The organism is Paenibacillus lentimorbus NRRL B-30488, from assembly GCF_000411595.1.
GTDB lineage: Bacteria > Bacillota > Bacilli > Bacillales > Bacillaceae > Bacillus > Bacillus velezensis.
Map to the genome: position 1 here is coordinate 51,101 of NZ_ANAT01000007.1, position 26,110 is coordinate 77,210.

Below are 26,110 nucleotides of genomic sequence, written 5' to 3' on the forward strand. Positions count from 1 at the left end.
ATGGGAGTGTCACACATTGAAAATAAATGAAATCAGCACAGCCGCACTGGAAGAAAAATTAAAAGCGGGAGAAGAGCTGTATCTGATTGATGTCAGAGAAGACGAAGAAGTTGCCGAAGGAATGATTCCGGAGGCCGTTCATATCCGCATGGGGGACATCCCTGAGAAGATGGATGCGTTAGACAAGGACAAGGAATATGTATTTATCTGCCGTTCCGGAAAAAGAAGCATGAACGTTTGTATGTATTTACATGAGCAGGGCTTCCGTACAGTTAATGTTGAAGGCGGCATGCTGGAGTGGGAAGGCGAAACAAAGCCGAAGAAATAACGCTTTGAAGTGAAAGAAGAAAAGGGACGTGCGTCTTTTTCTTCTTTTTTATAAAAAAACGGGAGGCGAATCAGATGAAACCGATGATCCGCGCGATGAAAACAAACGATATCAAACAGGTCCGGAAAGTCGCAGAACGCAGCTGGCATCATACATATGAAGGGATTATTCCCAGACACATTCAGGATCAGTTTCTCGAATCCGCCTATCAGGATGAGATGATGGAACGCCGGCTCTTGCATTCTCTGTTCTTTGTGGCAGAAGAAGAGGGGCGAGTGCTCGGTTTTGCAAATGTCACTCCGGTTCAAAAAGACGGAAATGCGGAGCTGACCGCCATCTATATTGACCCGGATTGCCAGGGAAGCGGGATAGGAACGGCACTCCTTAAAGAATGCATCAGGCAGTCCGGCGGGGTAAAAAAGCTTTATGTCCATGCAGAAAAAGAGAACCGCATCGCCTTGTCCTTTTATCAAGCGAAAGGGTTTCAAAGGGTATGTGAATTTGAAGAAGATTTTAAAGGACACACCTTACAGACGGTCAAACTGGTGCTGAACATATAAAAGCGTCCGGCCCGCCCAGGACCGGATTGCGAATGATCAATGATAAGCCGGAAGCCGGTCTTTGTGCGCTTCAAATAAGTCATCGCACAAAGAGATGATGTCATTCATGGAAAGCTCGGCGCTCGTATGCGGATCAAGCATGGCCGCTTGATATACGGCTTCCTTTTTTAATGTAACGGCTGCTTCGATGGTTAAAAGCTGTGTGTTAATGTTTGTTCTGTTGAGCGCCGCGAGCTGCTCCGGAAGTTCGCCGGAATAGCACGGCATAATTTGGTTTTTGACGGCGGCGCACGGCACTTCAACGACCGCTTTCGCCGGCAGATTCGGTATCAGCCCTGTATTCAGCACATTGCCGCCGAATGTGAACGGACGGCCCGTCTCCATCGCTTCTATAATTCTCGAACCGTATTCTTTCGAGCGTTCATGCGTCAGGTTTTGGTTGTTGATGATGCCGTCTCTCATCGTTTCCCAATTTTTGATTTGTTCCGCGCATCTCCTCGGATATTCATCAAGCGGAATTTGGAGTTCATCTATCAGCTCCGGATACCGGCTTTTTATAAAATACGGGTGATATTCGGCATTATGCTCAGATGATTCCGTTACGTAGCAGCCGAATTTATCCATCAGCTCAAACCGCACCATGTCCTTATGTTTCGTCTTTTGTTTTTCGCGTGCCCGTCTTTTAATTTCCGGATATAAATCAATTCCGTCTTTTTTAATCTCCAAAAGCCAAGCCATATGGTTGATGCCGGCAATGCGTTCTTCCGTACCTTCGTGATCCATGCCTAGTGAGTCAAACAGATCTTTGGTACAGACCTGGACGCTGTGGCACAGGCCGACCGTTTTGACATTTGTATGTCTGAGCATCGCTCCGGTCAGAGAGGCCATCGGATTTGTATAGTTTAACAGCCACGCATCCGGGCAGACCTCTTCCATGTCTTTTGCGATGTCAAATAAAACGGGGATGGTGCGAAGGGAACGGAAAATGCCGCCTATTCCGACGGTATCGGCAATCGTCTGGCGGAGACCGTACCGCTTCGGGATGTCAAAGTCAATGACCGTCGCGGGTTTATAACCGCCGACCTGAATGGCATTTATCACATAGCCGGCGTGTGTAAGCGCCTGTTTTCGGTCATCGTAGGAGATGATGGATATACTCGGATTGTAGCGGTCTCTCATGTTTTCCAGCATGAGCTGGGATTCTTTCAGCCGTACAGCGTCAATATCATAAAGCGCGAATTCAAACCCGTTTAATGCTTCAGTCAGTAAGCAGTCCCCCAGTACATTTTTTGCGAAAATCGTGCTTCCCGCTCCGATAAACGTAATTTTCTTCAACAGAAATTCCTCCCTTTTCTTCTCAGCCTTTGACCGCCCCGGAGGACAGCCCTGAGATAAAATATTTTTGAAGCGCCAAAAACAATACGACCATCGGCAGCATCGCCATAATTGCGGCTGCGGCGACTAAGTGAAGATTGTTCGCGTTTTCGCCGAAGAATCCCGCCATGGCCACGGTCAATGTCTGCACCTTTTGATCTTGTAAAAAGAAAATCGCAAATTGGTAATCGTTCCAGATAAACACGCAGGAAATAATGCAGACCGTTGCGGTAATCGGTTTCAACAAAGGAAACACGATTGTATAAAAAGTCCTGATCAATCCCGCGCCGTCCATCCTCGCGGCTTCCTCAAGCTCTTTCGGAATGGAAGAGCGGATAAACCCTGAATATAAGAAAACGGTCAGCGGCATATATGCAGCCGTATTAATGAGAATGGCTGCGGCATGCGTATTGATCAGCCCCGCATCAGCGACCATCTTGTATAAAGGAACCATGGAAGTCAAAGGCGGGATGATCATGATTGAAATCAAAAGGCCGAAGACGATTTTGTTCAGCTTTGTATTTCTTCTTGCGAGCGGGTATGCGGCAAGCGAACCCATGAAAATTAACAAAGCGGCGGAAACGGCTGTAATGATGATCGTGTTCAGAAAGGATTGCCCGAGAGAGGCACGCTCCCATGCTTCACGAAAATTCTGAAATGAAAAGGCGGATGGCAGCGACCATTTTGAACTGTAGTCACCTTTTGCTTTTAATGACGTGGTCAGCAAAATATAAAAGGGGACAATATGAACGCACGAGATAACGGCTGCCAACAGCGTAAAAATCCGCATTCGGGCTGTTTTCATGACATTTCCGTCTCCTTTCGCTTGAAATACACGAGAGCAGAAAAGCTGATGACAAGAATAATGACGGACATAAATACTCCTTGGGCGGCGGCATATCCCGCATCCTGCCGTTTAAAATATAAATCATACATAAACGTCGACATCGATTGAGAGGAATTGCCCGGCCCTCCTGCGGTCAGCGCGAAAATGACATCAAACAGCTTCAGCCCGCCGATGATATTGATGACCATGTTGATGGTGACAGCCGGCATCAATAATGGCAGGGTGATGGTGAAAAACGGCTGAAGACCTCCCGCGCCATCCATTTTTGCGGCTTCGTAATAATCTTTCGGAATGCTTTGCAGCCCCGCTAAATATACAATCATCGCAATGCCTGCGTATTGATACGTGTTAATCATGACGATAATCCACGGGTTTGCCGCAGGGCTTGCCAAGGCGTTGACAGGACCGATTCCCAGTGCGCCAAATACATCATTCAGCGCACCCCCGTCATATGAGAAAATAAAATACCAAATGTATCCCATAATCAGCGGACTGATAATGACGGGCAGGTAGACGATCGTTCTTGTGAGCGCCTTCATTTTTAAGCTCTGATTCAAAAGCAGCGCATATAAAAGTCCGAGCATATTCTGAAAAAAAGTGCTTCCGATGCCGTAAAGCAAAGTGTTTTTCACAACAAGCCACGTGTCCGGATCTGTAAAAAGCCTTTTATATTGAGTGACCCCCACCCATTGATACGTCTGTGAGAAGCCGTTCCAGTTTGTAAATGTGATAAAAGCGCCTTTGACAAACGGAAAAATCATGAAAATAAAAACCGTGGCAAGAGCGGGAACGTACATCCACCACAGTGACGCGGGTTTTACCGGCTTTTGATGCTGAAAACCTTGGGTTTCTCTTGCAAGATCACTCATTCTTTTTCAGCTCCTTGTGAATCAGATTGAAGACGGAGCCGCTTATATTCCCTGCCGAGTTTCGCCGAAATTTCCGCGGGGGTTAAGATATCGGCCATCAGCTCCTGCCCGGCTGTCCCCATCACATCCCACATTCCGTTCGGCAAATAAAGGCGGTCAAAATAAGGCTGCACCTTAATATGCTGATAGCGCTTATAGTCATTTGCGTAGAAAATGTCCGTTTGTACATTCACTAATCCGGCCGGAAGCGAGGTCGCTTCGGCAATTGATTTCGCATGCTCGGGACGGGCCATAAATGCGATGAACTGTTTCGCTTCTTCAAGCCGCGGGGAATCCTTGAATGCCGCCAGCGTGTAACGTTCGCCTCCGATCCAAACCGGCGCGTCTCCCTTGTGGATGGCCGGGGTCGGTATGATGCCGACTTTTACCTTCGGATTGATTTGAGCGACGTCTTGGCCGAGGGTGCCGCCCTGCAGCGTAAAGGCGATTTTGTTTTGCGCCATCAGTTCAATGAGCTGGGACCGTTTTGCCGTCACGGCATCTATATTGAGCAGGTTTTCCTTTTGCATCTCTTTCAGTTTGTCAGATAAATAGGTGAAGTGTGTCCAGCGGAAGGTTCCGTTTAACAGCTGTTTTTTAAAACGGTGTGCGGGATCTGTGATGAGAAGCGGTGCGGCGAATTGATCGTAATATTGGGCAAATGAGCTTTTCTCATAGCCGGCAAACCAAAAGGGGGTGACTGTTCCGCCGCTTTTTTCTTTAATCTGTCTCAGTGCCTTCATAAAATCATCCATTGTTTCCGGCGGTTCGATTCCGTATTTTTCCAACATTGTACGGTTGTAGGCCAGTCCGTCCTTTGCCTGATTCAGAGGGAAGGCGTATATTCTGCCTTTGGCGTCTTTGAGCATGCTGTTTAAATTCGGATCGAGCCGCTTCGTCCAAGACATGCCGCTGAGGTCGGCGGTATATTCTCCGTAGCGGATTTTGGCCCAGCCGTGTGTGTCGAAAAGATCGGGCATGTCACCGGCCGCCATTCTGACCCTCATCATATTTTCGTAGTCATTGCCTGGGAAATGAACGTTTACTTGAATGTCCGGATGTTCTTTTTGGAATGAATCAGCCAACTTTCTGAATACGGCGCGTTCGCTGTCTGAGGATATTGTGGAATAGACTGTCAATGTTTTCTGTTTTTCTCCGGCGCCGCTCTGTTCTGCCGAGCAGCCGGGGAGTATCATGCAAGTAAAAGAAAGAAACAAAGCCAGTAAGCGTTTCATCTTTTCCTCCTTTAAATATGATATAAACGCTGCGGGACATGTCACCTCCTTTCTTGTGAGCCGCAGCTTTGTCTGACAATCAATGAAGTGGGGAGCGTCACGGCCAGCGGGACGGTTCTGCCGTTTAAACGGTCGAGAAGCAATTTGACACTCGTCCGGCCCATCTCTTCCGTGTATACTTTTACCGTTGATAACGGCGTGCTGGCGTATTCTGCCTCATCAATTCCGTTGAAGCTGACAATTGCCGTATCGCGCGGGACTTGAAGGCCGGCTTCCTGCAAGGCTTTTAAAGCGCCGACAGCCATCGAATCACTTGCGATAAAAAAGGCATCGGGGAGACTTCCGCCTTTGATGGCTTCATTCATCAGCCGGAACCCTTCGTGCATGCTGTATTCGCCGATCAGTACATGCTCCGGCCCGGCGCCGGCCATTTGTAAGAAAGCGGTCAGACGCTTATCCTCAATCGTTTTATTGCTGTTTACACCGTCTATGACGGTATGCTCCCGCTCCCGGCCGCCGATATAACCGAGCCGCTGGTAACCGAGCGACAGAAGATGTTCTATCGCCTTTTGCGCTGCGGCATAAAAATCCACGCTCACGGAATCGTAGCGGGCCGGATCGGGGGTGCCGTTAACAAATACCGCGTGCCTGAAAGCGGCGCTGATATTCGTAAGCGCCTCGTCTTGCAGGCTGCCGATTACGATCACGCCGTCCAGTTCGTGAAACATATGCTCTTGAAAAGAACCGAGATGGATAGAAGATGTGATAAAAACTTTTTGCCGAAAGCATTCTTCCTCAATGCCTTTTCGGATCGCTGAAAAATAAGGATCCTGCCGTTCTTCTTCCGGTGACAGGCAGCTGACAACGCCGATCAGGGGCGCTGAATCGCTGCGGCTGCGGTTCTTCCGTTTTTTTGCCGACGGCTGATAGCCCAGCTCATCAGCGATCCTCAGAACTTTTTCTCTTGTTTCATCAGTCACGGCCAAAGAGTCATCCTTATTCAAAATTCTCGATACTGTCGCGCTGGATACAGATGCCTGTAAGGCAATATCTTTGAGACGGACCATTTCGCATCTCCTTTTTACTAAATGTTTACTAAACAGAAATGACCTGGTTATTGTTAAAATGATATTATCATATGAGAGTAAGCGTTTTCAACACCTATTTTTGGTTACTTTTAGTAAAAATCAGTAAAAAAGAAAATCTGTTTTTCTCTATCATATTTCAATTGAACCGGAATAAATTGATAGAGAAAGGAGAGGGTGATGTGCTGAAGATAGCTGTTTTTGATGAGGAGCATGAAAAGGATCTGCAGACTGAAGTCAATACATTTTTAAAGGGGATTTCTGATGAACAGCTCGTTGATATTAAATATACGGTAGCGGCGGCCTGTGATCCTGAAGGTGAGCAGCTTTATTGTTTTTCCGCTCTCATTTTATACCGAAAATAAAAAGCCCGGATGAAATACCGGGCTTTTTTATGCATTATGCTTTTTTGACGCGGGGACTTCTCGGTTTTTGGTATTTCTCCGCTTGTTTGATTCCTTTTCTTTCGCTCGCTAATGACTTGTACAGAGACACGATCATCAGAAGGATCACGACTGAAAACGGAACCGCGGCGAGAATGGCCGTGTTTTGCAGTGCGGCCAGACCGCCGGAATATAATAATACAGCTGCCACGGCGGACTGGATGACGCCCCAGATGATTTTCACCCGGTTTGACGGGTCCAAAGAGCCGTAAGACGTTTGCATTCCAAGCACAAATGTCGCTGAATCCGCTGATGTAATAAAGAATACAGCGATCAGAACAAGCGTTAATACGGATGTCACCATTGTCAGCGGATAGTGGCTGAGTGCGCCGAACAGCATCGTATCCGTTGACATTCCCGCGACATTGAATACGCCTTTCTGCTGAAGATCCATCGCGGATACACCGAAAATCGCAAACCATAAGAAAGCCAATATACAAGGTGTCACCAACACCCCGATTAAAAATTCCCGGATCGTCCGGCCCCTTGATACACGGGCGATAAAAATGCCGACAAACGGCGACCAGGATATCCACCAGGCCCAATAGAAAATGGTCCAGCTGTTAATCCATTCGCGTTTTTGGGGATCATTCGGAGACAAGCGAAAGCTCATCTGCACGATATTTTGGATGTATTGGCCGATAGAATCGGTAAATGAGTTCATAATCAGCACCGTCGGGCCTGCAATGAGCATAAAGATCATTAAAATAGCCGCGAGCGCCATGTTGGTATTGCTTAAGTATTTAATCCCTTTGCCGATTCCGCTCCACGCAGAAATCAAAAATAACACGGTCACGACAGCGATCAGGATCAGCTGAATGGAAAATGTTTTCGGAATGCCGAATAAATAATGCAGACCGCCGTTGATCTGAGTTGCTCCGAGCCCTAAGCTTGTCGCCACACCGACAACGGTCGCAAACACCGCGATACAGTCAATTGCTTTGCCGATCGGCCCGTTTACTTTATCGCCCAAAAGCGGTGTCAGTGTGCTGCTGATCAAACCGGGCGCGTCTTTTCTGAATTGAAAATAAGCGATACATAAAGCGACGACCGCATAGATGGCCCAAGCGTGAAGCCCCCAGTGGAAAAACGTGTACCGGAGCGCATCACGAAATGCTTGGGGTGTTTCTGTTTCACCTGAGGGAGAGCTGATGGCGTAATGGCTGATCGGTTCTGCAGCCCCGTAAAATACCAAACCGATTCCCATGCCCGCGCTGAAAAGCATGGCAAACCATGATAATAAGCCGAATTCCGGTTTTTCCCCGGGTTTTCCGAGTTTTATTGTGCCGATCGGACTCACAATGAGAAAGAGACAGAAACCGACAAATATAGAAACGACCAGCAGATAATACCAGCCGAAAGAATCCGTAATAAATTTTTGTGCCGTATCAGTGACTTGCTGCAGGCTGTCAGGAGAAATGGCCCCCCATAAAACCGCAGCGGCTGTGATGACAATCACAATCCAAAAAACACTGGAGATGTTCTTCTTCAAACGTTCTCACCCTCTGACTATTTTTTTCAATACGCCACTTTTTAGTATGGTCGCACGATTGCAGATCATTCCTTTCTTCCTGTTCCCTCAATCAGGTGAAACAAAACGCAGAAAACTGTATCATGTTTTTGGTCAATTATCAACGGGGACGCTCAGGTAAATGCGCTTTAAACCATTTACAGCGAGCGTGAGAAACGTCCTGCATTCAAACCGGCGAGACGACCCGTGACAAAGGCTGAAGTGATATTGTAGCCCCCGGTATAGCCGTGAATGTCGAGTATTTCTCCGCAAAAATATAAGCCCTCCATTTTTTTAGACGCCATTTGTTTCGGCTCAATCTCTTTTACGGAAACACCTCCGCCTGTGACAAACGCTTTGTCCAAAGAAAGCGTTCCGTCAGCGGCAACCGTAAATTGTTTGCAGTCTTTGACAAAAGCCCTGAATTGATCCTTCGGCAGTTCTGTAAAGCTTGTCTGCGGATCAAGACCGTTCCGTTCCAGAAGAAAAAGCAGATACCGTTCCTGCATCCACGGCTTCAGCGCGTTTTTGAGCGCTTTTTTCGGTGCGTCTTTCAGTTCCTTGTGCATCTTTTGAAATAACTCTTCCTCGTTGATGCCGGGAAACAGATCGATGCGGAGTTTGACTTCGGGCTGCTTTTTCAGTTCTTTGACGACAAACTGGCTGCAGCGGAGAATGGCGGGGCCTGACAAGCCGAAATGGGTAAACAGCATGTCCATCACGTGTGTGACGATTGGTTTGCCTTTTTTATTCAGGACGCTGACGGCCGCGTTTCTAAGGGACAGCCCCTGAAGTGTTTTTTGTTTAATAAACGGTTCTGACGACGTAACCGGCACTTCCGTCGGAAAGAGTTCGGTCACGGTATGACCGGCCGCTTCCGCCCATGCATAGCCGTCTCCGGTGCTGCCGGTATGCGGGACTGATTTTCCGCCGACCGCGATAATGACGGCGTCTGCGTTAATGTGTTCGTCATTGTTTGTCGTAATGCCCGCTGTCCTGCCGTTCTCGTACCGCACCTCTTTGATTTTTTCATTTGTGCGGATGGTGACATTCAGTTGTTTTAATCGGTTCAAAAGCGCATCGACAACGCTTTGCGCTTTGTCCGTCACCGGGAACATGCGCCCGTGGTCTTCTTCTTTCAGCTGAATGCCGAGTTTTTCAAAAAAGGCGATGATATCTTCATTATTAAATTCGGAAAACGCGCTGTATAAAAAGCGGCCGTTGCCGGGAATGTGTTTGATGATTTCTTCAACGGGGAGGCGGTTGGTCACGTTGCAGCGTCCGCCGCCGGAAATCGCCAGCTTCCGTCCCAGCTTGTTTCCTTTATCGATTAATAATACGTCCGCCCCTTCTTCGCCTGCGGCAATCGCAGCCATTAAACCGGAGGGACCGCCGCCGATCACAATGACGTCATAATGTTTCATATTTCATCAACAACTTTCTTTTTCACATATAATAGGCGGAAATGTCCGCTTTCTGCTATTATAGCGAAAGAAAGGGATTCCTTAAACGTATTTTGTTTTTTTAAGAGCTTTCCCAAAAAGTTTCCCGCTGTATTTATTACCGTCTAATTGCCCAGTTGTGTTAAAATAGAAAAGTTGAATCTTCGTAGAAAATGGTGATGAGGAAACATGTCAAGCAAATTGTTAAGGGGCACGTTCGTGCTGACGCTCGGCACCTATATATCGCGGATTTTAGGGATGATTTATCTGATCCCGTTCGGAGCGATGGTCGGAGCGACGGGCGGAGCTTTGTTTCAATACGGATATAATCAATATACACTGTTTTTAAACATTGCCACGATGGGATTTCCCGCCGCGGTTTCAAAATTTGTCTCGAAATATAACTCCAAAGGAGACTATGAGACGAGCAGGCGGATGCTGAGAGCGGGAATGTCGGTTATGCTCGTAACCGGGATGATCGCTTTTTCAATTCTTTATATTTCGGCGCCGTTTTTTGCGGAAACATCTCTCGGCGGCACGAGTAACAACGGACTTACGATTGACCACGTCGTTTATGTCATCCGGATGGTCAGTCTGGCACTTTTGGTCGTGCCGATTATGAGTCTTGTGCGCGGTTTTTTCCAAGGTCATCAGATGATGGGGCCCACAGCCGTTTCACAGGTTGTGGAGCAGCTTGCCCGGATCATCTTTTTATTGGGCGCAACGTATTTGATTTTAAGAGTGATCAACGGCGGCCTTGTCATCGCAGTCGGATACGCGACTTTCGCGGCGCTGATCGGATCATTCGGAGGGCTTGTCGTCCTTTATATTTACTGGAATAAGCGGAAGGGCGATCTTCTGGCGATGAAGCCGAATCTCGTCCCGTCTGCGAACTTAAGTTATAAAAAAATGTTCATTGAGCTTTTCAGTTATGCCGCTCCTTACGTATTTGTCGGACTGGCGATTCCTTTGTATTCGTATATCGATACGAATACGTTTAATAAAGCGATGATTGCGGCGGGCCATAAGGATATCAGCCAGGACATGCTTGCGATTGTCACCCTTTATGTGCCGAAGCTTGTGATGATCCCGGTTTCTCTGGCGACCGCTTTCGGTCTGACGCTGATTCCGACGATTACTGAATCGTTTACGAGCAGGAATTATAAGCTTTTGAACCAGCAGATTAACCAGACGATGCAAATCATTCTGTTTTTGGTTATTCCCGCTGTTGTCGGGATGTCCGTGTTATCGGGTCCGGCCTATACATTCTTCTACGGCTCTGAAAGTCTTCGCCCGGATATCGGACAGGATATATTGTTCTGGTACGCGCCTGTCGCGATTCTGTTTTCTCTGTTTACCGTAAACGCCGCGATCCTGCAAGGGATTAATAAGCAGAAATTTGCTGTCGTGAGCCTTTTCATCGGCGTCATTATAAAAGTGGTGCTGAACGTGCCGCTGATCAAGCTGTTTCAGGGAGACGGGGCCATCTTGGCAACGGCGCTCGGTTATATCGCTTCTCTTCTGTACGGTTTTATCATGATTAAGCGCCATGCGGGCTATTCGTATACGGTACTTATAAAACGGGTCATTTTAATCGCAGTCCTGTCCGTCGTGATGGGAGTCGCGGTCAAGCTGACTCAATGGCTGCTCAGCTTCTTTGTAACATACCAAAGCGGCCAGATGCATGCGGCGATTGTCGTCTTTGTCTGCGCCGCTGTCGGCGGTGCGGTGTACATGTTTGCCGCGTACCGAATCGGATTTTTACAGAAAATGTTTGGAAACCGTCTGCCCCGCGTTTTGAGGAGAGGCAGGCATTCCGCCCATTGAGAAATAATGAATAGTCCGCTTATCGCGGGCTTTTCTTTTTAAAGGAGAGGATCAGGATGAGACTTGATAAGCTGCTTGCCAACAGCGGATTCGGCTCAAGAAAAGATGTGAAAAAAATCGTCAAGGCCGGGGCTGTCATGATTGACGGAGAGCCGGCGAAAGATGTGAAAACCCATGTCGACCCGGAAAAACAGGACATCACGGTATACGGAGAGCCGGCAGACTATCGTGAATTTATTTATGTCATGATGAATAAGCCGCAAGGAGTGCTGTCCGCTACAGAAGACAGCCGCCAGCAAACGGTGGTTGATCTGCTGACGCCTGAAGAACAGCGATTTGAACCGTTTCCGGCGGGACGTCTTGATAAGGATACGGAAGGCTTTTTGCTTCTCACCAATGACGGGCAGCTCGCTCATCCCCTCCTTTCTCCGAAAAAGCATGTGCCTAAAACATATGAGGTCCGGTTAACTTCACCTCTGTCACCGGAAGACATCGTTCATCTGGAAAGAGGCGTCGTCATTGAAGGAGGCTATAAGACGAAGCCGGCAGCCGTTGAAATCATTACAGAAAGCCCGGATGAAACGGTGATTCACTTGACCATTACAGAAGGCAAATATCATCAGGTGAAGCTGATGGCAAAGGCTGTCGGAAATGAAGTGGCTTATTTGAAGCGGCTTTCGATGGGGGCTGTTTCTCTTGACCCGGATCTTAAACCGGGAGAATTCCGCGAGCTGACTGAAGAGGAGCTCGAAACGCTGAGAGGCGCTGAAGTGTAATCGATATCAGAAAAGCCCAAAACAGATTTGTTTTGGGCTTTTTATATAGAGGAACAAAAAACAAGGCAAAGACGCTGCTTTGCCTTGCAGCATGTCAGGCCGAAAAGGGCCTTATGTAATTGTTCGCTTAAGATGTAATTTTCACTTTTTTTCGTGTTGTCTCCCACTTGCCTCGGCTAGGACTATGAACAAGATCATTGTATGCTAACACATTTAAGTCTCGCTGAATGGTTCTAGGTGTAATGCCGAATTCATCAACCAGTTCCTGTGTTGTCACAAGGCCTTTTTCCTGGATGAACATGTAAACTGATTTAATCCGAGTCAGCATACGATTTGTTGAAGGTTTCAAAAAACCACTCCCTATCATAAGATCGGATGGACTTGATATACCACAACTTTCGACTCTAAAACTTCGTACGAATAAGCAACAAAGGATGACATTCTGTTTTTTCTCTTTTAACTGCCTCCATTATACACGATATGGACGACATGAATCTAGGAATAAGCGCAGGTAATTTTTTCAAATGGGTACAGCCTTGGTGCATTACTATGTCCGGCCCGCTTTTATTATTATGGAAACTGAAACTTTTTTTATACATGTCCGTATGAAAACGGGGGAGTGAGAAGTTTGGGAGAATTATTGAATGCAAACATTGTCTGCGCCGGTTATGCTGACAGGCCGAAGGTGATTTCGAATGTATCTCTGTCAGTCAACGCTGGTGAAATTTCCGGTTTAATCGGAGCGAACGGCGCGGGGAAAAGTACAGTGATAAAGGCGGTTCTCGGGCTGTCCCGGGATATAGAAGGCGGTATTGAGTGGAATGATTCATCTTATGCTTACATACCGGAGCGTCCGAGTTTTTACGATGAACTCACGCTTTGGGAGCACCTCGAGCTGACCGGGTCATTGCGGGGAATAGAAGGGGAAGAGTGCCGTGAGCGGGCAGGGCGGCTGCTTGAAGAGTTTTCGCTGACGTCTGTAAAACATGATTTGCCTTCCGGTTTTTCAAAAGGGATGCAGCAAAAGCTGATGCTCATACAGGCATTTTTGGCGAAGCCGGATATTTACATCATTGATGAGCCTTTTATCGGACTTGATCCGATCTCAACAAAGCTGTTTTCCGACATGCTGATTGCTGAGAAAGAAAGGGGCGCGGGGATTTTGATGTGCACGCATGTTCTGGATACGGCGGAAAAAATCTGCGACCGATTTTATTTGCTGGATCAGGGCGCTCTGCTTCTTCAAGGCACGTTAGAGGAGCTTCAGGAAAAACGGGGAGCCGTTCACTGCTGGATTGCTTTTATTCAGCGGTTCGGAGCAGTCAGCGATGACCGGGCGGGCTCTGTTTTTCAAAGGCTGTTTCATTATTGGCGGTATCAATGGAAGGTGTTTCAGACGGTCATTGATTGGACGGTCGCGCTGTATATCGTTCTTCCCGCTGCCGCATTTGCCGTTTATCAATATGCTGAATGGCTGAACGGCAGGGGGCTTCTTAATGGAGCGGCAGGTGTATTGGGATGGGGCTGGCTGTATGTATTCAGTGCCCTGCTGTTATGCACGGGTTTTATTCATACCTTTTTGCTGGAAGCGGATCACGTGTTTTTGGTGCATGCAAAACATCTGATGCAAAAGCTGAAACGGTACGCGCTTTTGTATTCGATGTTCCTTTCCCTTATCAAATGGGGTGCGCTTGCCGTATTGTTATTTCCCTTATGGCGCCAGTACGGTGACTGTACCTTACCGGCATATTCAGGTATGTTTTGCTGTCTGTTCGGCTTCCATACCGCGATATTAGCGGTGCACCGGCACAGAAAAAACAGCAGGCGGACATTCGGGAATCAGGCTGCGGGCTGGCTGAAAGTGATGGTTCTGATGGCGGGTGCGTTTTTTATGATCACCTTTGCCGCCGAATGGTATTGGCTTTGGCCGGCGGGATGTATATTGTTCATCTGTTCCGCTTTTTTGACTTGGAAAGGGACGGAGACATTATCAGCCTTTGAAGAAGAAGTGCTTGAGGAGAACGGGCGGAAGCTTTCACTCGCCGCCTCTGTTTTGATGCTCAGCCATGATGTGCAGCTCCCGAATGGTAAAAATAAAGGGCGGAACAAGCCGTTTTTATATCCCGGCTCAAAGCACATCTTTACAAAACGGTCGGCGTATACGGCGTGGAAAGAATTGTTCTTTAAAGTGCTGATCCGAAACGGCGGGTATCTCCGGCAGCTTTACCTTTTAACCGCGGCTTTTACGGCTCTTATTCTCGTTCTTCCGCTCTTAGTGAAGCCGGCAGTCCTTATTTTATTTGCGATCGTCAGCCGCTATGCCGCGTCGCTTTTATTTGACCGGATCACGGATAAACCGGTTTTAAGCGGTATCAAGAGAGACAGCGATGACTATTTCCGGGCGCGAAACAGTGCATTAACCGTCATTCAAATCATCTGTTCCGCCTGGTGTCTCATTGCCGCGATTCTTTCCGTTCTTTATATGTAAAAATCCCTTTCCGAAAAGGAAAGGGATTTTTCTTAATGTCCGTTCAAAATAAAAAGCTGAATAAAAAACAGCACGGCGAAGATGAGGACTAGAGGATGGATTTCGCGCCATTTTTTCTTAGCTGCTTTAACAAGCGGATATGAAATGAAGCCGAGTGCGATTCCGGTTGAAATACTGGACGTTAAAGGCATCGCCAAAATGACGAGAAAGGCCGGGAACGCTTCGTCAAGCTCATTCCAGCGGATATTCGACACAGCACCCATCATCAGGCTGCCGACAATAATCAGAGCCGGTGACGTAATCGCGGACACTTCCGATAAGACGCTGACAAGCGGGCTGAAAAACATGGAAACGGCAAACATAACGGCAATCGTCAGCGCCGTCAGACCCGTTCTTCCGCCGGCGGCCACACCTGCTGAAGATTCAACGAACGCGGTCGTCGGGCTGGTGCCGAAGATGCTTCCGACCGTCGTAGCTGTCGAATCAGCCAACAGCGCTCTTCTGGCATTCGGCAGCTGATTGTTTTTGATCAATCCCGCCTGTTCGGCGACACCGATCATGGTGCCGGTCGTGTCAAAAATCGTAACGAGAAGAAAAGAAAACACAACGGCGTACAGACCGTGATGCACGACATCCCCGAGGGCACCGAACGGATTTGTGATCAAAAGGCCCTCCGGCAGGCGCGGGAATGAAACGAACCCTTTCGCAAAATGGATCTGTCCGGTCAAAAAGGCAATGACGGCGGTCAGCGCCATTCCGATGAACAGAGCCCCGTTTACATTCAGCACCATCAGCACGATACTGATGATAAGTCCGATAAGCGTTAAAATGACGGCGGGCGAATGAAGATCGCCGAGTGCGACCAGATTGGATTTATCAGCCGTGATGATTCCGGATTGGCGTAAGCCGATAAAAGCGATAAATAAGCCGATGCCGGTCGTAATTCCGTATTTTAAATTGTCCGGAATCGCTTCTATAAGTTGTTTTCTTAAAGGCGTTAACGATAAAATAATAAAGATGACTCCCGCGATAAAAACGGCGCTGAAAGCCGTCTGATACGTAATGCCGCTGCCTGTGCCGACAACGTGAAAGGCGAGATACGCGTTTAAGCCCATGCCGGGGGCAATGGCGATCGGAAAATTCGCAGCGAGAGCCATCCATAAAGTTCCGACAATGGAAGCGATAATCGTCGCGGTGAACACCTGGTCAAACGGAATTCCCGCATTGGAAAGGATCACCGGATTGACGACAATGATATACACCATTGTGAAAAAGGTGGTCAATCCCGCGGTAATTTCTCTTTTTATTGTCGTTTGATGCTTGTCGAGATGAAACATAAGTACCTCCAATGACGAACATTTTTTCAAAACATCATCTATATTATTCGTTTTATCGACATTTTGCAAGTCTTTATCAAGAAAGGGGATTTGTGATGAACTGGGAAGTTGAAGTCATCAGAAACAAAGAAGATCTGATCCGTGACACGCAGAAGTTTTTGCAGATCAACAGCGTAATGGACGAATCAACAGCCGGTCCCGGCCGGCCGTTTGGAGAAGGCGTCAATGCCAGCCTGACGTCACTGCTGGAATTCGGTAAAAAAGAAGGTTTCACCGTAAAGAATCTTGACGGCTATGCGGGCCATATTGAATGGGGAACGGGTGACGAAATCGTCGGCGTTTTGTGCCACGTCGATGTCGTTCCGCCCGGAGACGGCTGGACGAGCGATCCGTTTTCAGCCGATATCAGGGATGGCCGGATATATGCCAGAGGGGCCATTGATGATAAAGGGCCGACAATGGCGGCGTTTTATGCGCTGAAAATCGTCAAAGACATGCAGCTCCCTTTATCCAAACGCGTGAGAATCATCATCGGAACGGATGAAGAAAGTGATTGGAGATGCGTGGATCACTACTTCAAACACGAAAAAATGCCTGACATCGGCTTTGCTCCTGACGCAGACTTTCCGATCATTAACGCGGAAAAAGGAATTATAGATGCGTCACTGCGTATTGTAAAAAGCGCTTCTGACAAAGACGCAAAAAACGTGCTTCTGTCATTCCGTTCAGGACTGCGCTTGAACATGGTGCCGGATGCGGCTGAAGCGGTTATTGAAGGGAACGGTCTTGATGCCGTGCACGCATATTTCAGCAAATGGCTTGAGCAGTCAAAAACACAAGGTGAAGCAGTTTCGGAAAATGGAAAACTGACGCTTCGGGTGTACGGAAAATCATGCCACGCGATGGAACCGGATAATGGTATCAATGCCGGCTTAAAGCTTGCTGAATGCCTTAACGGAACAGAGCTGGATGGAGCCGGAAAGCACTTTGTCAAAACCGTCAGTGACTATTTTTTAAATGATACACGAGGCAAAAAGCTGAAAATTGATTGCAGGGATGACATCAGCGGAGAGCTTACATTGAATGTCGGCACCTTTACATACAGAAAGGGTGAGGATGGAGAACTCGGCATCAACATCCGTTATCCCGTCACTTCAGACAGCAAAGTCATCCGTGATGCTTTTACGTCTGCTGAAGAATTCCGGCTTGAAGAATTTAAAGACAGCAAACCGCACCACGTTTCTGCCGATCATCCGCTCGTAAAGACGCTTCAAAAGGTTTACGAAGGACAGACGGGAAAGAAAGCGGATCTGATTTCAATCGGCGGAGGAACGTATGCGAGATCCCTTTCGGCGGGCGTCGCGTTCGGGCCGCTGTTCCCCGGCCGGCCTGACAGCGCGCATCAAAAGGATGAGTACATTGAAATCGATGACCTTCTCAGGTCAACGGCTTTATATGCCGAAGCCATTTATGAGCTTGCCAAGTGATAATAAAAAGGGACGCCGAAAGCGGCATCCCTTTTTATTATTCAAATGACCATAAATCCGTTGATAAATAACGTTCTCCCGTATCGGCCGTCATACAGATGACGATCTGTTCGGGAGGGAGGCGTTTGGCGGTTTCAATGGCGGCAAAGCAGGCGGCGCCTGAAGACGGGCCGACGAGTATGCCTTCTTCCCGGGCCAGACGCCGTGTTGTCGTATACGCATCTTCATCAGATATTTTCATGATTTCATCGTAAACGTCCTGATTCAGTATGCCGGGAATAAATCCGGGGCTTGTCCCGACAAGCTTATGAGCGCCGGGTTTTCCGCCAGACAGGACGGGAGATCCTGCAGGCTCGGCGACATGAACAATCATATCCGGAAAAAGCTCTTTCAGCGTTTCTCCGGTTCCGGTAATGGTTCCGCCCGTTCCCGCCGTTGCCACAAAAGCACCGAGCGGTCTGTTGAGCTGCTGAACGGCCTGATAGATTTCAATGGCGGTCGTTTTTCGGTGGGCATCTGGATTTGCGCCGTTATCGAATTGCATCGGGATAAAACTTCCCGGAATCTGTTCGGCGAGTTCTTTCGCTTTTTTGATGCTGCCGGGCATTCTTTCCGCCCCCGGTGTTAACACAACCTCCGCGCCGTACGCTTTCAGGAGGTTGATGCGTTCTTTCGTCATCGTGTCAGGCATGACGAGAATTGCCTTGTAGCCGCGCGCCGCCGCGTTCATCGCCAGGCCGATGCCTGTGTTGCCGCTTGTCGGTTCGATGATGACAGAGCCGGGTTTTAAATGCCCGCTGTTTTCCGCTTCAATGATCATATTGTAAGCCGCTCTGTCTTTGACACTGCCGCTCGGGTTAAACGATTCTAATTTTAAATAGACCTGTGCTGCATGTTCTGGCTGAAGGCGATTGAGCTTTACGATCGGTGTGCCGCCGATCAGCTCCGCCGTGCTGTTTACGATTTTCAAGGCCGGCTCATTCCTTTCTGTATAAAACGTTCGGTACATAATATCCTATCATAATGAGCGGACAGGGTTCTCCTCTCCGCTTATCCGTTTTATAATAACACCATAACCAAAGAGGGGGAGATCCTCGTATGAAAGCTTCATTGCCGCATTATTTTATCGGCATTCCGATTCCGGCTGATATTGCTGAACCGATTTGGGAATCAGCCAAAAAGGAGCCGGCGTTATCATTCAAAAAATGGGTGCACCCGCATGACTATCATATTACACTGATTTTTCTCGGAGCCGCGGATGAAGAACGGCTTGCGAAATTATCGTCTCTGCTCGCAGATGCTGCGTCGGCAGCGCAGCCGTTTACCGTACAGTTTCAGCATCTGGATATTTTCGGCGACCGCAGACAGCCGAGAGTGCTTCACCTTGAGCCCGAACGGAATGAACTGCTCTTTGATTTGCGGGAAAAAACAAAACAGGCTGTTTTGAAAGCCGGTTTTCAAGTGGAAAAACGGCCGTATCACCCTCATATGACGATGGCGCGGAAGTGGGCGGGAGACCGGCCGTTTTCTGACGATGTGCCGTTTGAAAGCGGCAGGGTGCAAAGTGCCGTCAGCCGGTTTTCCCTGTTTCAGACCCATCTTGACCGGTCGCCTAAATACGAAGAAATCGCACAGTTTCAATTGACATAAACAAATATTCGGAGTGGAGAAATCACATGGCACAGATCATCAAAATTCACGACTGCATATCCAGATATGAACTTGATCCATACCATTATATGAACCAGTTTATCCGGCTGAAGAAAGAACGCTGGGAGGCGCTTCTTGAAGCGTTTGACCGGATAACGGAAGAAACGGAAACGGCTGCCGGCGGGGAAACCGATCAAGCGCCGGCCAGGAAAAAATTTTCCTTAAAAAAGAGAAAAGAAGAAAATACGGCCGATATAAATGAAAAGAGGCACCAATGGTTTGATGAACCGGAGGGAGAAGAGGCGCTGTTCGGGAATCTTCCGTCTCAAAAGTCTGAGCTCGCGCCTTTTTTCAAAGATCAGCTGTATGACTTTCAATTAAAATGGGCGAGCTCCACGCTTTCTCAAAAGTCTGAGCTTTCGCAGGCGGTCAAAAGGGACAGGATGTTAAAAATGCTGGCTCAAAAACTGCCCGATTCCTATTTTGTGATGTATCATCCGGTTCTGCAAATTCAGCAGGCGTCCGTCGAACTGAGCATTATCATCATCTCGCCGCTGGAGATTTTCTGCGCCGCTTTTATGGAAGCGGAAGAGGACAGCGTATATATCGGATCAAAACACCGTTTTTGGGAAGAAAGAGGCTCCGGCAGCACGCGCCAAGTATTGAATCCGTCGCTCAGCCTGCACCGGACGGGCTCGGTCGTTTCGCAAATCGTAAAAGAAAAGCAGGCCGACATTCCCGTGCGGAAGCTTTTACTCAGCAGAACGTCTTATATTGATTACCCGGAGCCGCCGTACGGGCTGGAAATAGCTGATAAACGGACTGCGGCAGGGTGGCTGGAAAAGCAGCAGAAAAATACGGCGCCGATCAAGCACCACCAGCTGAAGGCGGCGAAGGCTCTTTTGTCTTACGGCTTGAGCGATTCAAGCCGGAGACAGGAATGGCTTGATTAAAGCGGACGTTTGCCGGCTGTCTCTTCATCTATGAAGCAGGTGAAAACAAACGATGAGTCAATGGTTTTTTATTATTAATCCGGTCTCAGGAGGCGGGCGGGGCCGGCGTGTCTGGAAATCAGTTCAAAAAGAGCTGACCAGGCGCGGGGTCAGCCACCGCTCTTTTTTGACCGGGCATCCCGGACATGCGGAGGTGCTGGCGAGACAGATTTCAATGATGCAGGATCATAAGCTTAAGCGGCTGTTCGTCATCGGCGGTGACGGGACGATGCATGAAGTCATTAACGGACTTAAGGGAACGGATCAGATTGAGCTGACCTTTGTGCCCGCCGGTTCGTACAATGACTTTTCCAAAGGGCTCGGTATTAAGAAGTCGGCGCTCCTCCAAGAAATCAAAAGTCTGCACCGCCCGCTCACACGGAAATTTTTTGCGGGAAACATCAACTTTTTTCATGACAAAGCGCAATCACTTTATTTTATTAACCACCTGTCTGTCGGCTTCGATGCCTCAGTTTTGAAGGCAGCCGCGAATTTTCCGTTATCGCGCGTTCTTCGGTTTTTGCGTCTCGGCTTTGTGATTTACCCGCTCGCGCATTTACATACGGCCTCAGGGTTTCAGCCGTTCAGATTTGTTTGCACGGCAGACGGCCAGAGGTGTGAATTCCGCAATGTCTGGTTTGTCATTGCGGCTAATCACCCTTATTACGGAGGCGGCATGAAAGCGGCGCCTTCAGCAAATCCCCGTCAAAACCATTTTGATATTGTCATTGCAGAAAACCTGTCCTTTTTCTCGCTGTATCGTTTTTTATGGGCGATGAGCTTCGGCCGGCATATCAAAATGGACGGAGTGACGATGATAAAGGGGAAGGAATTCGTTTTTGAAACAGATGGGAAAATTCCGTTTCACGCTGACGGCGAGCTGATCGGAACGACGCCGTTTCGGCTTATGCCGGGCAGCGCGCCGTTGAAAATAAAAACATAATAAACAAATGAAACCCGTCAAATGTTTCACGGCAAAGAGCGGTTCGCGGCATAAATCTTCAGAATTCACAGGTGTTCTTGCTAGTTTTGCTTGACGAAGTTTGTGCTGTAGCGCTAAAATTTATAGGACGGCTATTGATTAGCATATGAGACTCTCAATAGCTGTCTTTTTTATTCTCATGAAATTGTTTATGACAGGCCGCTCCGCCAATAGAGAAAGGCTGGAGGCCTATTCTAAAATATTTTAAGAAATGATGGGTTGAACATTGATATGAACTGGTTGGGACAATTACTAGGTAGCGATTGGGAGATCTTCCCCGCCGGAGGAGCTACAGGAGATGCATATTATGCGAAACATAACGGCCAACAGCTTTTTTAAAACGTAATAGCTCGCCCTTTTTAGCCGTGTTATCCGCCGAAGGCATTGTTCCGAAGCTGGTTTGGACAAAACGGATGGAAAACGGAGACGTCATTACGGCTCAGCTTTGGATGGCGGGCAGGGAGCTGAAGGCAAAGGATATGAGCGGACGCCCGGTGGCTGAGCTGCTCCGCAAAATCCACACATCAAAAGCTTTGCTCGACATGCTGAAAAGATTGGGAAAAGAACCGCTTGATCCGGGCGCCCTTTTGTCGCAGCTGAAGCAGGCCGTCTTTGCCGTGCGGCAATTTTCGCCGCTTATTCAGGAAGGCCTTGCTTATTTGGAAGCTCATGTGGATCAGGTGCAATTCGGTGAAAAAGTCGTTTGCCATTGTGATGTGAATCATAATAACTGGCTTCTGTCAGAAGACAACCAGCTGTATTTAATAGATTGGGACGGCGCCATGATAGCCGATCCGGCCATGGATCTCGGCCCTTTATTGTATCATTACGTCGAAGAGCCAGCGTGGGACAGCTGGCTTGGGATGTACGGCATGAAGCTCACGGAAGGGCTTCGGCTGCGGATGGCGTGGTACATGTTATCGGAGACCATCACCTTCATCGCCTGGCACAAATCAAAAGGAAACGACAAAGCGTATCATGATGCCATGGAAGAGCTTCATGCCCTGATGAAGCGGATTGTCAAGTAGTCAGGAGTACGAATCCATCTGCTCCACCCATTGGGACAAATGGTTTTGGTGCTCCTGAATATGCGTGTCGATGGAATCGGCCGTGATGCCGGACTGGCTGTAGCGGTAGACATCCTCGAGCACGTTTTTTATATTTGAATCAAGCCCGGTGTTGGCCATCAGTGATTTGATGACGCGCTCCAGCTGTTCATACTCGGCAACCGTGCCGCAGCAATCCAATTGATGGTCGGCCAATATGTCCTTTAATAACCGGACCTGATGTTCGCTTGTTAAGCCCATGATTCATATACACATCCTTTCTGTGTCATACATTGTGCAAAGCGGTGCGGTTTTATGCATCACATGAGTGTTCCGGACCGGGGGAGCCTCTTTTTTTATGCAGCCGGCGCCTTTAAAAGGCGCTTGCGGCTCTTTATGTTTCATGGTATGTTGTTACTCGAAATTATAGATAGAGGTGTCAATCATATGAGAATGCGCCATAAACCTTGGGCGAATGATTTTCTGGCAGAAAACGCTGACATCGCCATCAGTGATCCGGCCCAGTATAAAGGGCGGTGGAACACGGTCTTTGGCAATGACAACCCGATCCATATTGAAGTCGGTACGGGAAAAGGGCAGTTCATTTCAGGAATGGCCAAGCAGAATCCGGATATCAACTATATCGGGATCGAACTGTTTAAAAGCGTCATCGTCACTGCCGTCCAAAAAGTAAAGGACAGCGGGGCTCACAATGTCCGTTTGTTAAATATAGACGCGGAAACACTGAATGACGTATTTGAACGGGGAGAAATCAAGCGCGTATATTTAAACTTTTCTGACCCGTGGCCGAAAAACCGTCACGAAAAGCGCCGTTTAACATTTAAAACGTTCTTGAAAAAATACGAAGAAGTGATGGGCGAAACAGGTGAGATTCATTTCAAAACCGATAACCGCGGTTTATTCGAATACTCTCTGAAAAGCTTTTCCGAATACGGCCTGCTTCTGACGGAAGTCAGTCTTGATCTGCACAACAGCGATCCGAAGGGCAATATTATGACAGAATACGAAGAAAAATTCTCCGCGCTCGGCCAGCCGATTTACCGGGCCGAAGTTGAATGGAGAACAAAAGACAGACTCTGATGCGGGAGTCTGTTTTTTATGCCGCCATTTGCTACCATTACATCAGGAGGGATCAAGATGGAGACATTGAATATTGGGAATATTTCATTAACATGGCTGGACGGCGGTGTAACGCATATGGACGGCGGAGCGATGTTCGGCGTTGTCCCGAAGCCTTTATGGTCGAGAAAATACCCCGTAAATGACAAAAACCAGATTGAATTAAGAACAGACCCGATTCTGATCAGAAAAAACGGCCTGAATATATTGGTTGACGCGGGTATCGGCAGAGGGAAATTTTCTGATAAACAAAAAAGGAATTACGGTGTAACACAGGAATCCAATTTAAAACACTCTCTTCGTGAACTCGGGCTTTCCTGTGAGGACATTCATATTGCGGCGATGACCCATCTTCATTTTGACCATGCATGCGGCTTGACGGAATACAGCGGAGAGGAGCTTGTCTCTGTTTTCCCGAATGCCCGCATTATCACTTCTGCAACAGAGTGGCGCGAAATGAGAAACCCTAATATCAGATCGAAAAATACATATTGGAGAGAAAATTGGGAGGCGGTACAAGATCAGGTCGAAACCTTTGAGAACGAGTATCAGCTGACAGAAGGCATTACGATGCACCACACCGGCGGCCACAGCGACGGCCACAGCGTCATCGTCTTAGAAGACGGCGGGGAGACTGCTGTGCATTTTGCCGACCTGATGCCGACGAATGCGCATAAAAATCCGCTATGGGTGCTGGCATATGATGATTATCCGATGACCTCCATTCCGCAAAAGCAGAAATGGCAGACGTTCGCGGCAGAAAAAGACGCCTGGCTGATTTTCTATCACGACGCGATTTACAGAGCGGTAAAATGGGGAGAAGACGGCGAAGTGGCTGCATCTGTCAGACGGGAGAAAAAATAGGCGGATCGATGATTTACCTGTATGAATTTCGGGAATAAAAGCAAACCTAAGACAAATTGCTTTGAAAGGAAGAGACAGGTGAATCAATTTCAAGTGACGAAAGATGGAGAAATCAAAACAACTCTGCGCGGATTAGAAGTGCTTTCTACGCCTTTTTTAAATAAAGGGGTGGCCTTTACACAGGAGGAAAGAAAGGAACTCGGGCTCGAGGGATTTCTGCCGCCGAAAGTATTGACAATCGAAGAGCAGGCGAGGCGGGCCTACGAACAATTCAGTTCGCAGCCTGATGAGCTGAGCAAAAATGTCTACTTGACAGCTCTCCATGATCGGAATGAAACATTATTTTACAGGCTGTTAAATGATCATTTAGGCGAAATGCTGCCGATCGTATATACGCCGACCGTCGGCACCGCGATCCAGCGTTACAGCCACGAGTACAGAAAACCCCGCGGTCTGTATTTGTCAATAGATGACCCTGAAGGAATGCGCGCCGCATTTCAGCAGTTCGGAAAAAATGAAAACATTGACTTGATCGTTGCCACAGATGCGGAGGGTATTCTGGGAATCGGTGACTGGGGCGTCGGCGGCATCGCCATTTCTGTCGGAAAACTCGCGGTGTATACGGCGGCGGCCGGAATTGATCCGTCACGAGTGCTTGCGGTCGTATTAGATGCCGGGACAAATCAAGAAAGCCTCTTAAATGACCCGCTGTACGTCGGAAACCAGCATTCAAGAGTGCGCGGCGAGAAATATGACCGCTTTATTGATGAGTATGTCTCGCTTGCCCGGGAAACATTCCCGAATGCGCTGCTTCATTGGGAGGATTTCGGTACGGCTAACGCCCGCGGCATATTAAAACGGTATAAAGATAAAGTCTGTACGTTTAACGATGACATTCAAGGAACGGGCGCGGTGTCGCTTGCAGCTGTTTTAGCGTGTGCGAAAGCGTCAAAAGTGCCTTTAAAAGAGCATAAAGTCGTCGTCTTCGGCGCGGGAACGGCCGGTATCGGAATTGCTGAGCAGCTGCGCGAAGCTATGGTGCATGACGGATTAAGCGAAGAAGAATCATACAGCCGCTTTTGGTGTATCGACAGAAACGGATTGTTAACGGATGATATGAAGGACCTGCGTGATTTTCAGGTTCCGTACGCCCGCCCTGCTGATGAAGTGAAAGAGTACGGCCGCAGCGGTGAAGGCGGATCAATTGATCTGGCGGAGACGGTGCGTCAGGTCAAGCCGACGATCCTGATCGGCACATCCACCGTCTCAGGCGCATTTACGGAAGAAATCGTCAAAGAAATGGCCTCACATGTCAAACGGCCGGCGATTTTGCCGATGTCAAATCCGACGACATTATCAGAAGCAAAACCTGAAGATTTAATTAAATGGACGGAAGGCCGCGCGCTTGTCACAACGGGAAGTCCGTTTCCGCCTGTTGCGTATAACGGCGTTACCTACCATATCGGACAGGCGAACAACGCGCTCGTATTCCCGGGACTCGGGCTCGGCACGATTGTGACAAAAGCAAGGCTCATTACGGACAATATGTTCGTTGCCTGCGCGAATGCCATCGCCGGTATGGTGGACGTCGGCAAGCCGGGCGCGCCGATGCTTCCGAAAGTGGAGGATCTCAGGACGGTATCGGCAACAGTGGCGGTAGCCGTAGCTAAAGCTGCGATTCAGGACGGTGTAGCGGAAACGGAACCCGAGGATCTGATCCAAGCGGTGCAGGACGCGATGTGGAACCCCGTATATAAACGAATTCGGCCGATGTAACCGAATAAAGCCC

General features: G+C 48.3%; 23 protein-coding genes and 3 pseudogenes. 15 read left to right on the plus strand and 11 right to left on the minus strand.

The window, feature by feature from the left end; genetic code table 11:
* The first annotated feature begins 16 nt into the window (after positions 1-16).
* A complete protein-coding gene (locus tag D368_RS05590; protein WP_003152299.1) occupies positions 17-328 on the plus strand; it encodes a rhodanese-like domain-containing protein in 312 nt (103 codons plus the stop codon).
* Positions 329-402: 74 nt separating this feature from the next.
* Positions 403-888, plus strand: a complete 486-nt coding sequence (locus tag D368_RS05595; RefSeq protein ID WP_071392558.1) for a GNAT family N-acetyltransferase — start codon at positions 403-405, stop codon at positions 886-888.
* Positions 889-924: 36 nt separating this feature from the next.
* On the opposite strand, the gene melA is transcribed toward D368_RS05595, so the two are convergent.
* The 5 genes from melA to D368_RS05620 are packed head-to-tail and all read right to left on the minus strand — an operon-like array spanning position 925 to position 6,319.
* Positions 925-2,223 carry an alpha-galactosidase MelA gene (gene melA / locus D368_RS05600; protein WP_003152304.1) on the minus strand — a complete coding sequence of 433 codons (1,299 nt, stop codon included), beginning with the start codon at positions 2,221-2,223 and terminating at the stop codon, positions 925-927.
* 22 nt (positions 2,224-2,245) lie between these two features.
* On the minus strand, positions 2,246-3,067 hold the full coding sequence (locus D368_RS05605) for a carbohydrate ABC transporter permease (RefSeq protein WP_007408803.1): 822 nt from the start codon (positions 3,065-3,067) through the stop codon (positions 2,246-2,248).
* Positions 3,064-3,978, minus strand: coding sequence for a carbohydrate ABC transporter permease (locus D368_RS05610; protein WP_021494481.1), 915 nt, complete (start codon positions 3,976-3,978; stop codon positions 3,064-3,066). The genes D368_RS05605 and D368_RS05610 overlap by 4 nt, the downstream gene beginning before the upstream one ends.
* The gene (locus D368_RS05615; RefSeq protein WP_128574622.1) at positions 3,975-5,252 is read right to left on the minus strand and encodes an ABC transporter substrate-binding protein; all 1,278 of its coding nucleotides are present in this window, start codon (positions 5,250-5,252) and stop codon (positions 3,975-3,977) included. The genes D368_RS05610 and D368_RS05615 overlap by 4 nt, the downstream gene beginning before the upstream one ends.
* Positions 5,253-5,293: 41 nt before the next feature.
* Positions 5,294-6,319, minus strand: a complete 1,026-nt coding sequence (locus D368_RS05620) for a LacI family DNA-binding transcriptional regulator (protein ID WP_071391473.1) — start codon at positions 6,317-6,319, stop codon at positions 5,294-5,296.
* A gap of 200 nt (positions 6,320-6,519) precedes the next feature.
* Between D368_RS05620 and D368_RS05625 the strand changes: the two genes are divergently transcribed.
* The gene (locus D368_RS05625) at positions 6,520-6,702 is read left to right on the plus strand and encodes a sporulation protein Cse60 (RefSeq protein WP_003152309.1); all 183 of its coding nucleotides are present in this window, start codon (positions 6,520-6,522) and stop codon (positions 6,700-6,702) included.
* Between the two features lie 34 nt (positions 6,703-6,736).
* Here D368_RS05625 and opuD read toward each other — a convergent pair whose 3' ends face one another.
* Both opuD and D368_RS05635 read right to left on the minus strand, forming a co-directional pair.
* Positions 6,737-8,272 (minus strand): glycine betaine transporter OpuD, encoded by a 1,536-nt coding sequence (opuD, locus tag D368_RS05630; protein WP_012118228.1) that lies wholly within the window; start codon positions 8,270-8,272, stop codon positions 6,737-6,739.
* Between the two features lie 176 nt (positions 8,273-8,448).
* Entirely contained in the window at positions 8,449-9,714 is a 1,266-nt protein-coding gene (locus D368_RS05635) for a BaiN/RdsA family NAD(P)/FAD-dependent oxidoreductase (protein ID WP_007408798.1), read from the minus strand.
* A 207-nt stretch (positions 9,715-9,921) separates the two neighbouring features.
* Between D368_RS05635 and D368_RS05640 the strand changes: the two genes are divergently transcribed.
* Together D368_RS05640 and D368_RS05645 are read left to right on the plus strand one after the other, a co-directional pair.
* Entirely contained in the window at positions 9,922-11,559 is a 1,638-nt protein-coding gene (locus tag D368_RS05640; RefSeq protein WP_071391475.1) for a putative polysaccharide biosynthesis protein, read from the plus strand.
* Positions 11,560-11,615: 56 nt separating this feature from the next.
* Positions 11,616-12,335, plus strand: a complete 720-nt coding sequence (locus D368_RS05645; RefSeq protein WP_128574623.1) for a pseudouridine synthase — start codon at positions 11,616-11,618, stop codon at positions 12,333-12,335.
* Positions 12,336-12,462: 127 nt separating this feature from the next.
* On the opposite strand, the gene D368_RS05650 is transcribed toward D368_RS05645, so the two are convergent.
* The gene (locus D368_RS05650; RefSeq protein WP_003152337.1) at positions 12,463-12,684 is read right to left on the minus strand and encodes a DeoR family transcriptional regulator; all 222 of its coding nucleotides are present in this window, start codon (positions 12,682-12,684) and stop codon (positions 12,463-12,465) included.
* 279 nt (positions 12,685-12,963) lie between these two features.
* Here D368_RS05650 and D368_RS05655 point away from each other — a divergent pair.
* Positions 12,964-13,667: pseudogene (locus D368_RS05655) on the plus strand (ABC transporter ATP-binding protein).
* Positions 13,664-14,823, plus strand: a pseudogene (locus D368_RS05660) (ABC transporter permease). The pseudogenes D368_RS05655 and D368_RS05660 overlap by 4 nt, the downstream one beginning before the upstream one ends.
* A gap of 32 nt (positions 14,824-14,855) precedes the next feature.
* Here the strand turns inward: D368_RS05660 and D368_RS05665 are convergent.
* A complete protein-coding gene (locus D368_RS05665; RefSeq protein ID WP_070082232.1) occupies positions 14,856-16,160 on the minus strand; it encodes an NCS2 family permease in 1,305 nt (434 codons plus the stop codon).
* Between the two features lie 95 nt (positions 16,161-16,255).
* On the opposite strand from D368_RS05665, the gene pepV reads away from it, so the two are divergent.
* The gene (gene pepV / locus D368_RS05670; protein WP_101562354.1) at positions 16,256-17,647 is read left to right on the plus strand and encodes a dipeptidase PepV; all 1,392 of its coding nucleotides are present in this window, start codon (positions 16,256-16,258) and stop codon (positions 17,645-17,647) included.
* A 37-nt stretch (positions 17,648-17,684) separates the two neighbouring features.
* On the opposite strand, the gene cysK is transcribed toward pepV, so the two are convergent.
* Positions 17,685-18,656: a cysteine synthase A gene (gene cysK, locus D368_RS05675; protein ID WP_014305602.1), complete on the minus strand. Its 972-nt coding sequence runs from the start codon at positions 18,654-18,656 to the stop codon at positions 17,685-17,687.
* Between the two features lie 89 nt (positions 18,657-18,745).
* Here cysK and thpR point away from each other — a divergent pair, with 89 nt between their 5' ends.
* From thpR to D368_RS05695, 4 genes and pseudogenes are all read left to right on the plus strand, one after another.
* The gene (gene thpR / locus D368_RS05680) at positions 18,746-19,297 is read left to right on the plus strand and encodes an RNA 2',3'-cyclic phosphodiesterase (RefSeq protein ID WP_101562353.1); all 552 of its coding nucleotides are present in this window, start codon (positions 18,746-18,748) and stop codon (positions 19,295-19,297) included.
* A 26-nt stretch (positions 19,298-19,323) separates the two neighbouring features.
* The gene (locus D368_RS05685; RefSeq protein ID WP_024085700.1) at positions 19,324-20,250 is read left to right on the plus strand and encodes a hypothetical protein; all 927 of its coding nucleotides are present in this window, start codon (positions 19,324-19,326) and stop codon (positions 20,248-20,250) included.
* Between the two features lie 52 nt (positions 20,251-20,302).
* Positions 20,303-21,232: a YegS/Rv2252/BmrU family lipid kinase gene (locus D368_RS05690; protein ID WP_101562352.1), complete on the plus strand. Its 930-nt coding sequence runs from the start codon at positions 20,303-20,305 to the stop codon at positions 21,230-21,232.
* A 270-nt stretch (positions 21,233-21,502) separates the two neighbouring features.
* A pseudogene (locus D368_RS05695) lies at positions 21,503-22,299 on the plus strand (phosphotransferase family protein).
* Here D368_RS05695 and D368_RS05700 read toward each other — a convergent pair.
* Positions 22,300-22,578 carry a YtzH-like family protein gene (locus tag D368_RS05700; protein ID WP_003152357.1) on the minus strand — a complete coding sequence of 93 codons (279 nt, stop codon included), beginning with the start codon at positions 22,576-22,578 and terminating at the stop codon, positions 22,300-22,302.
* 186 nt (positions 22,579-22,764) lie between these two features.
* Here D368_RS05700 and trmB point away from each other — a divergent pair, with 186 nt between their 5' ends.
* The 3 genes from trmB (at position 22,765) to D368_RS05715 (ending at position 26,097) form a co-directional block, all read left to right on the plus strand.
* Positions 22,765-23,418, plus strand: a complete 654-nt coding sequence (trmB, locus tag D368_RS05705) for a tRNA (guanosine(46)-N7)-methyltransferase TrmB (RefSeq protein WP_003152359.1) — start codon at positions 22,765-22,767, stop codon at positions 23,416-23,418.
* A 57-nt stretch (positions 23,419-23,475) separates the two neighbouring features.
* The gene (locus D368_RS05710; RefSeq protein WP_128574625.1) at positions 23,476-24,321 is read left to right on the plus strand and encodes a YtnP family quorum-quenching lactonase; all 846 of its coding nucleotides are present in this window, start codon (positions 23,476-23,478) and stop codon (positions 24,319-24,321) included.
* 78 nt (positions 24,322-24,399) lie between these two features.
* Positions 24,400-26,097: an NAD-dependent malic enzyme gene (locus D368_RS05715; RefSeq protein WP_128574626.1), complete on the plus strand. Its 1,698-nt coding sequence runs from the start codon at positions 24,400-24,402 to the stop codon at positions 26,095-26,097.
* Positions 26,098-26,110: the final 13 nt, after the last annotated feature.

Excerpts from the sequence above, each read along its gene's own strand:
- D368_RS05595 (WP_071392558.1), top strand. The coding sequence starts at position 403 with ATGAAACCGATGATCCGCGCGATGAAAACAAACGATATCAAACAGGTC.
- D368_RS05605 (WP_007408803.1), bottom strand. The coding sequence starts at position 3,067 with ATGAAAACAGCCCGAATGCGGATTTTTACGCTGTTGGCAGCCGTTATC.
- D368_RS05610 (WP_021494481.1), bottom strand. The coding sequence starts at position 3,978 with ATGAGTGATCTTGCAAGAGAAACCCAAGGTTTTCAGCATCAAAAGCCG.
- D368_RS05615 (WP_128574622.1), bottom strand. The coding sequence starts at position 5,252 with ATGAAACGCTTACTGGCTTTGTTTCTTTCTTTTACTTGCATGATACTC.
- D368_RS05620 (WP_071391473.1), bottom strand. The coding sequence starts at position 6,319 with ATGGTCCGTCTCAAAGATATTGCCTTACAGGCATCTGTATCCAGCGCG.
- D368_RS05635 (WP_007408798.1), bottom strand. The coding sequence starts at position 9,714 with ATGAAACATTATGACGTCATTGTGATCGGCGGCGGTCCCTCCGGTTTA.
- D368_RS05640 (WP_071391475.1), top strand. The coding sequence starts at position 9,922 with ATGTCAAGCAAATTGTTAAGGGGCACGTTCGTGCTGACGCTCGGCACC.
- D368_RS05645 (WP_128574623.1), top strand. The coding sequence starts at position 11,616 with ATGAGACTTGATAAGCTGCTTGCCAACAGCGGATTCGGCTCAAGAAAA.
- D368_RS05665 (WP_070082232.1), bottom strand. The coding sequence starts at position 16,160 with ATGTTTCATCTCGACAAGCATCAAACGACAATAAAAAGAGAAATTACC.
- pepV (WP_101562354.1), top strand. The coding sequence starts at position 16,256 with ATGAACTGGGAAGTTGAAGTCATCAGAAACAAAGAAGATCTGATCCGT.
- cysK (WP_014305602.1), bottom strand. The coding sequence starts at position 18,656 with ATGTACCGAACGTTTTATACAGAAAGGAATGAGCCGGCCTTGAAAATC.
- thpR (WP_101562353.1), top strand. The coding sequence starts at position 18,746 with ATGAAAGCTTCATTGCCGCATTATTTTATCGGCATTCCGATTCCGGCT.
- D368_RS05685 (WP_024085700.1), top strand. The coding sequence starts at position 19,324 with ATGGCACAGATCATCAAAATTCACGACTGCATATCCAGATATGAACTT.
- D368_RS05690 (WP_101562352.1), top strand. The coding sequence starts at position 20,303 with ATGAGTCAATGGTTTTTTATTATTAATCCGGTCTCAGGAGGCGGGCGG.
- D368_RS05700 (WP_003152357.1), bottom strand. The coding sequence starts at position 22,578 with ATGGGCTTAACAAGCGAACATCAGGTCCGGTTATTAAAGGACATATTG.
- trmB (WP_003152359.1), top strand. The coding sequence starts at position 22,765 with ATGAGAATGCGCCATAAACCTTGGGCGAATGATTTTCTGGCAGAAAAC.
- D368_RS05710 (WP_128574625.1), top strand. The coding sequence starts at position 23,476 with ATGGAGACATTGAATATTGGGAATATTTCATTAACATGGCTGGACGGC.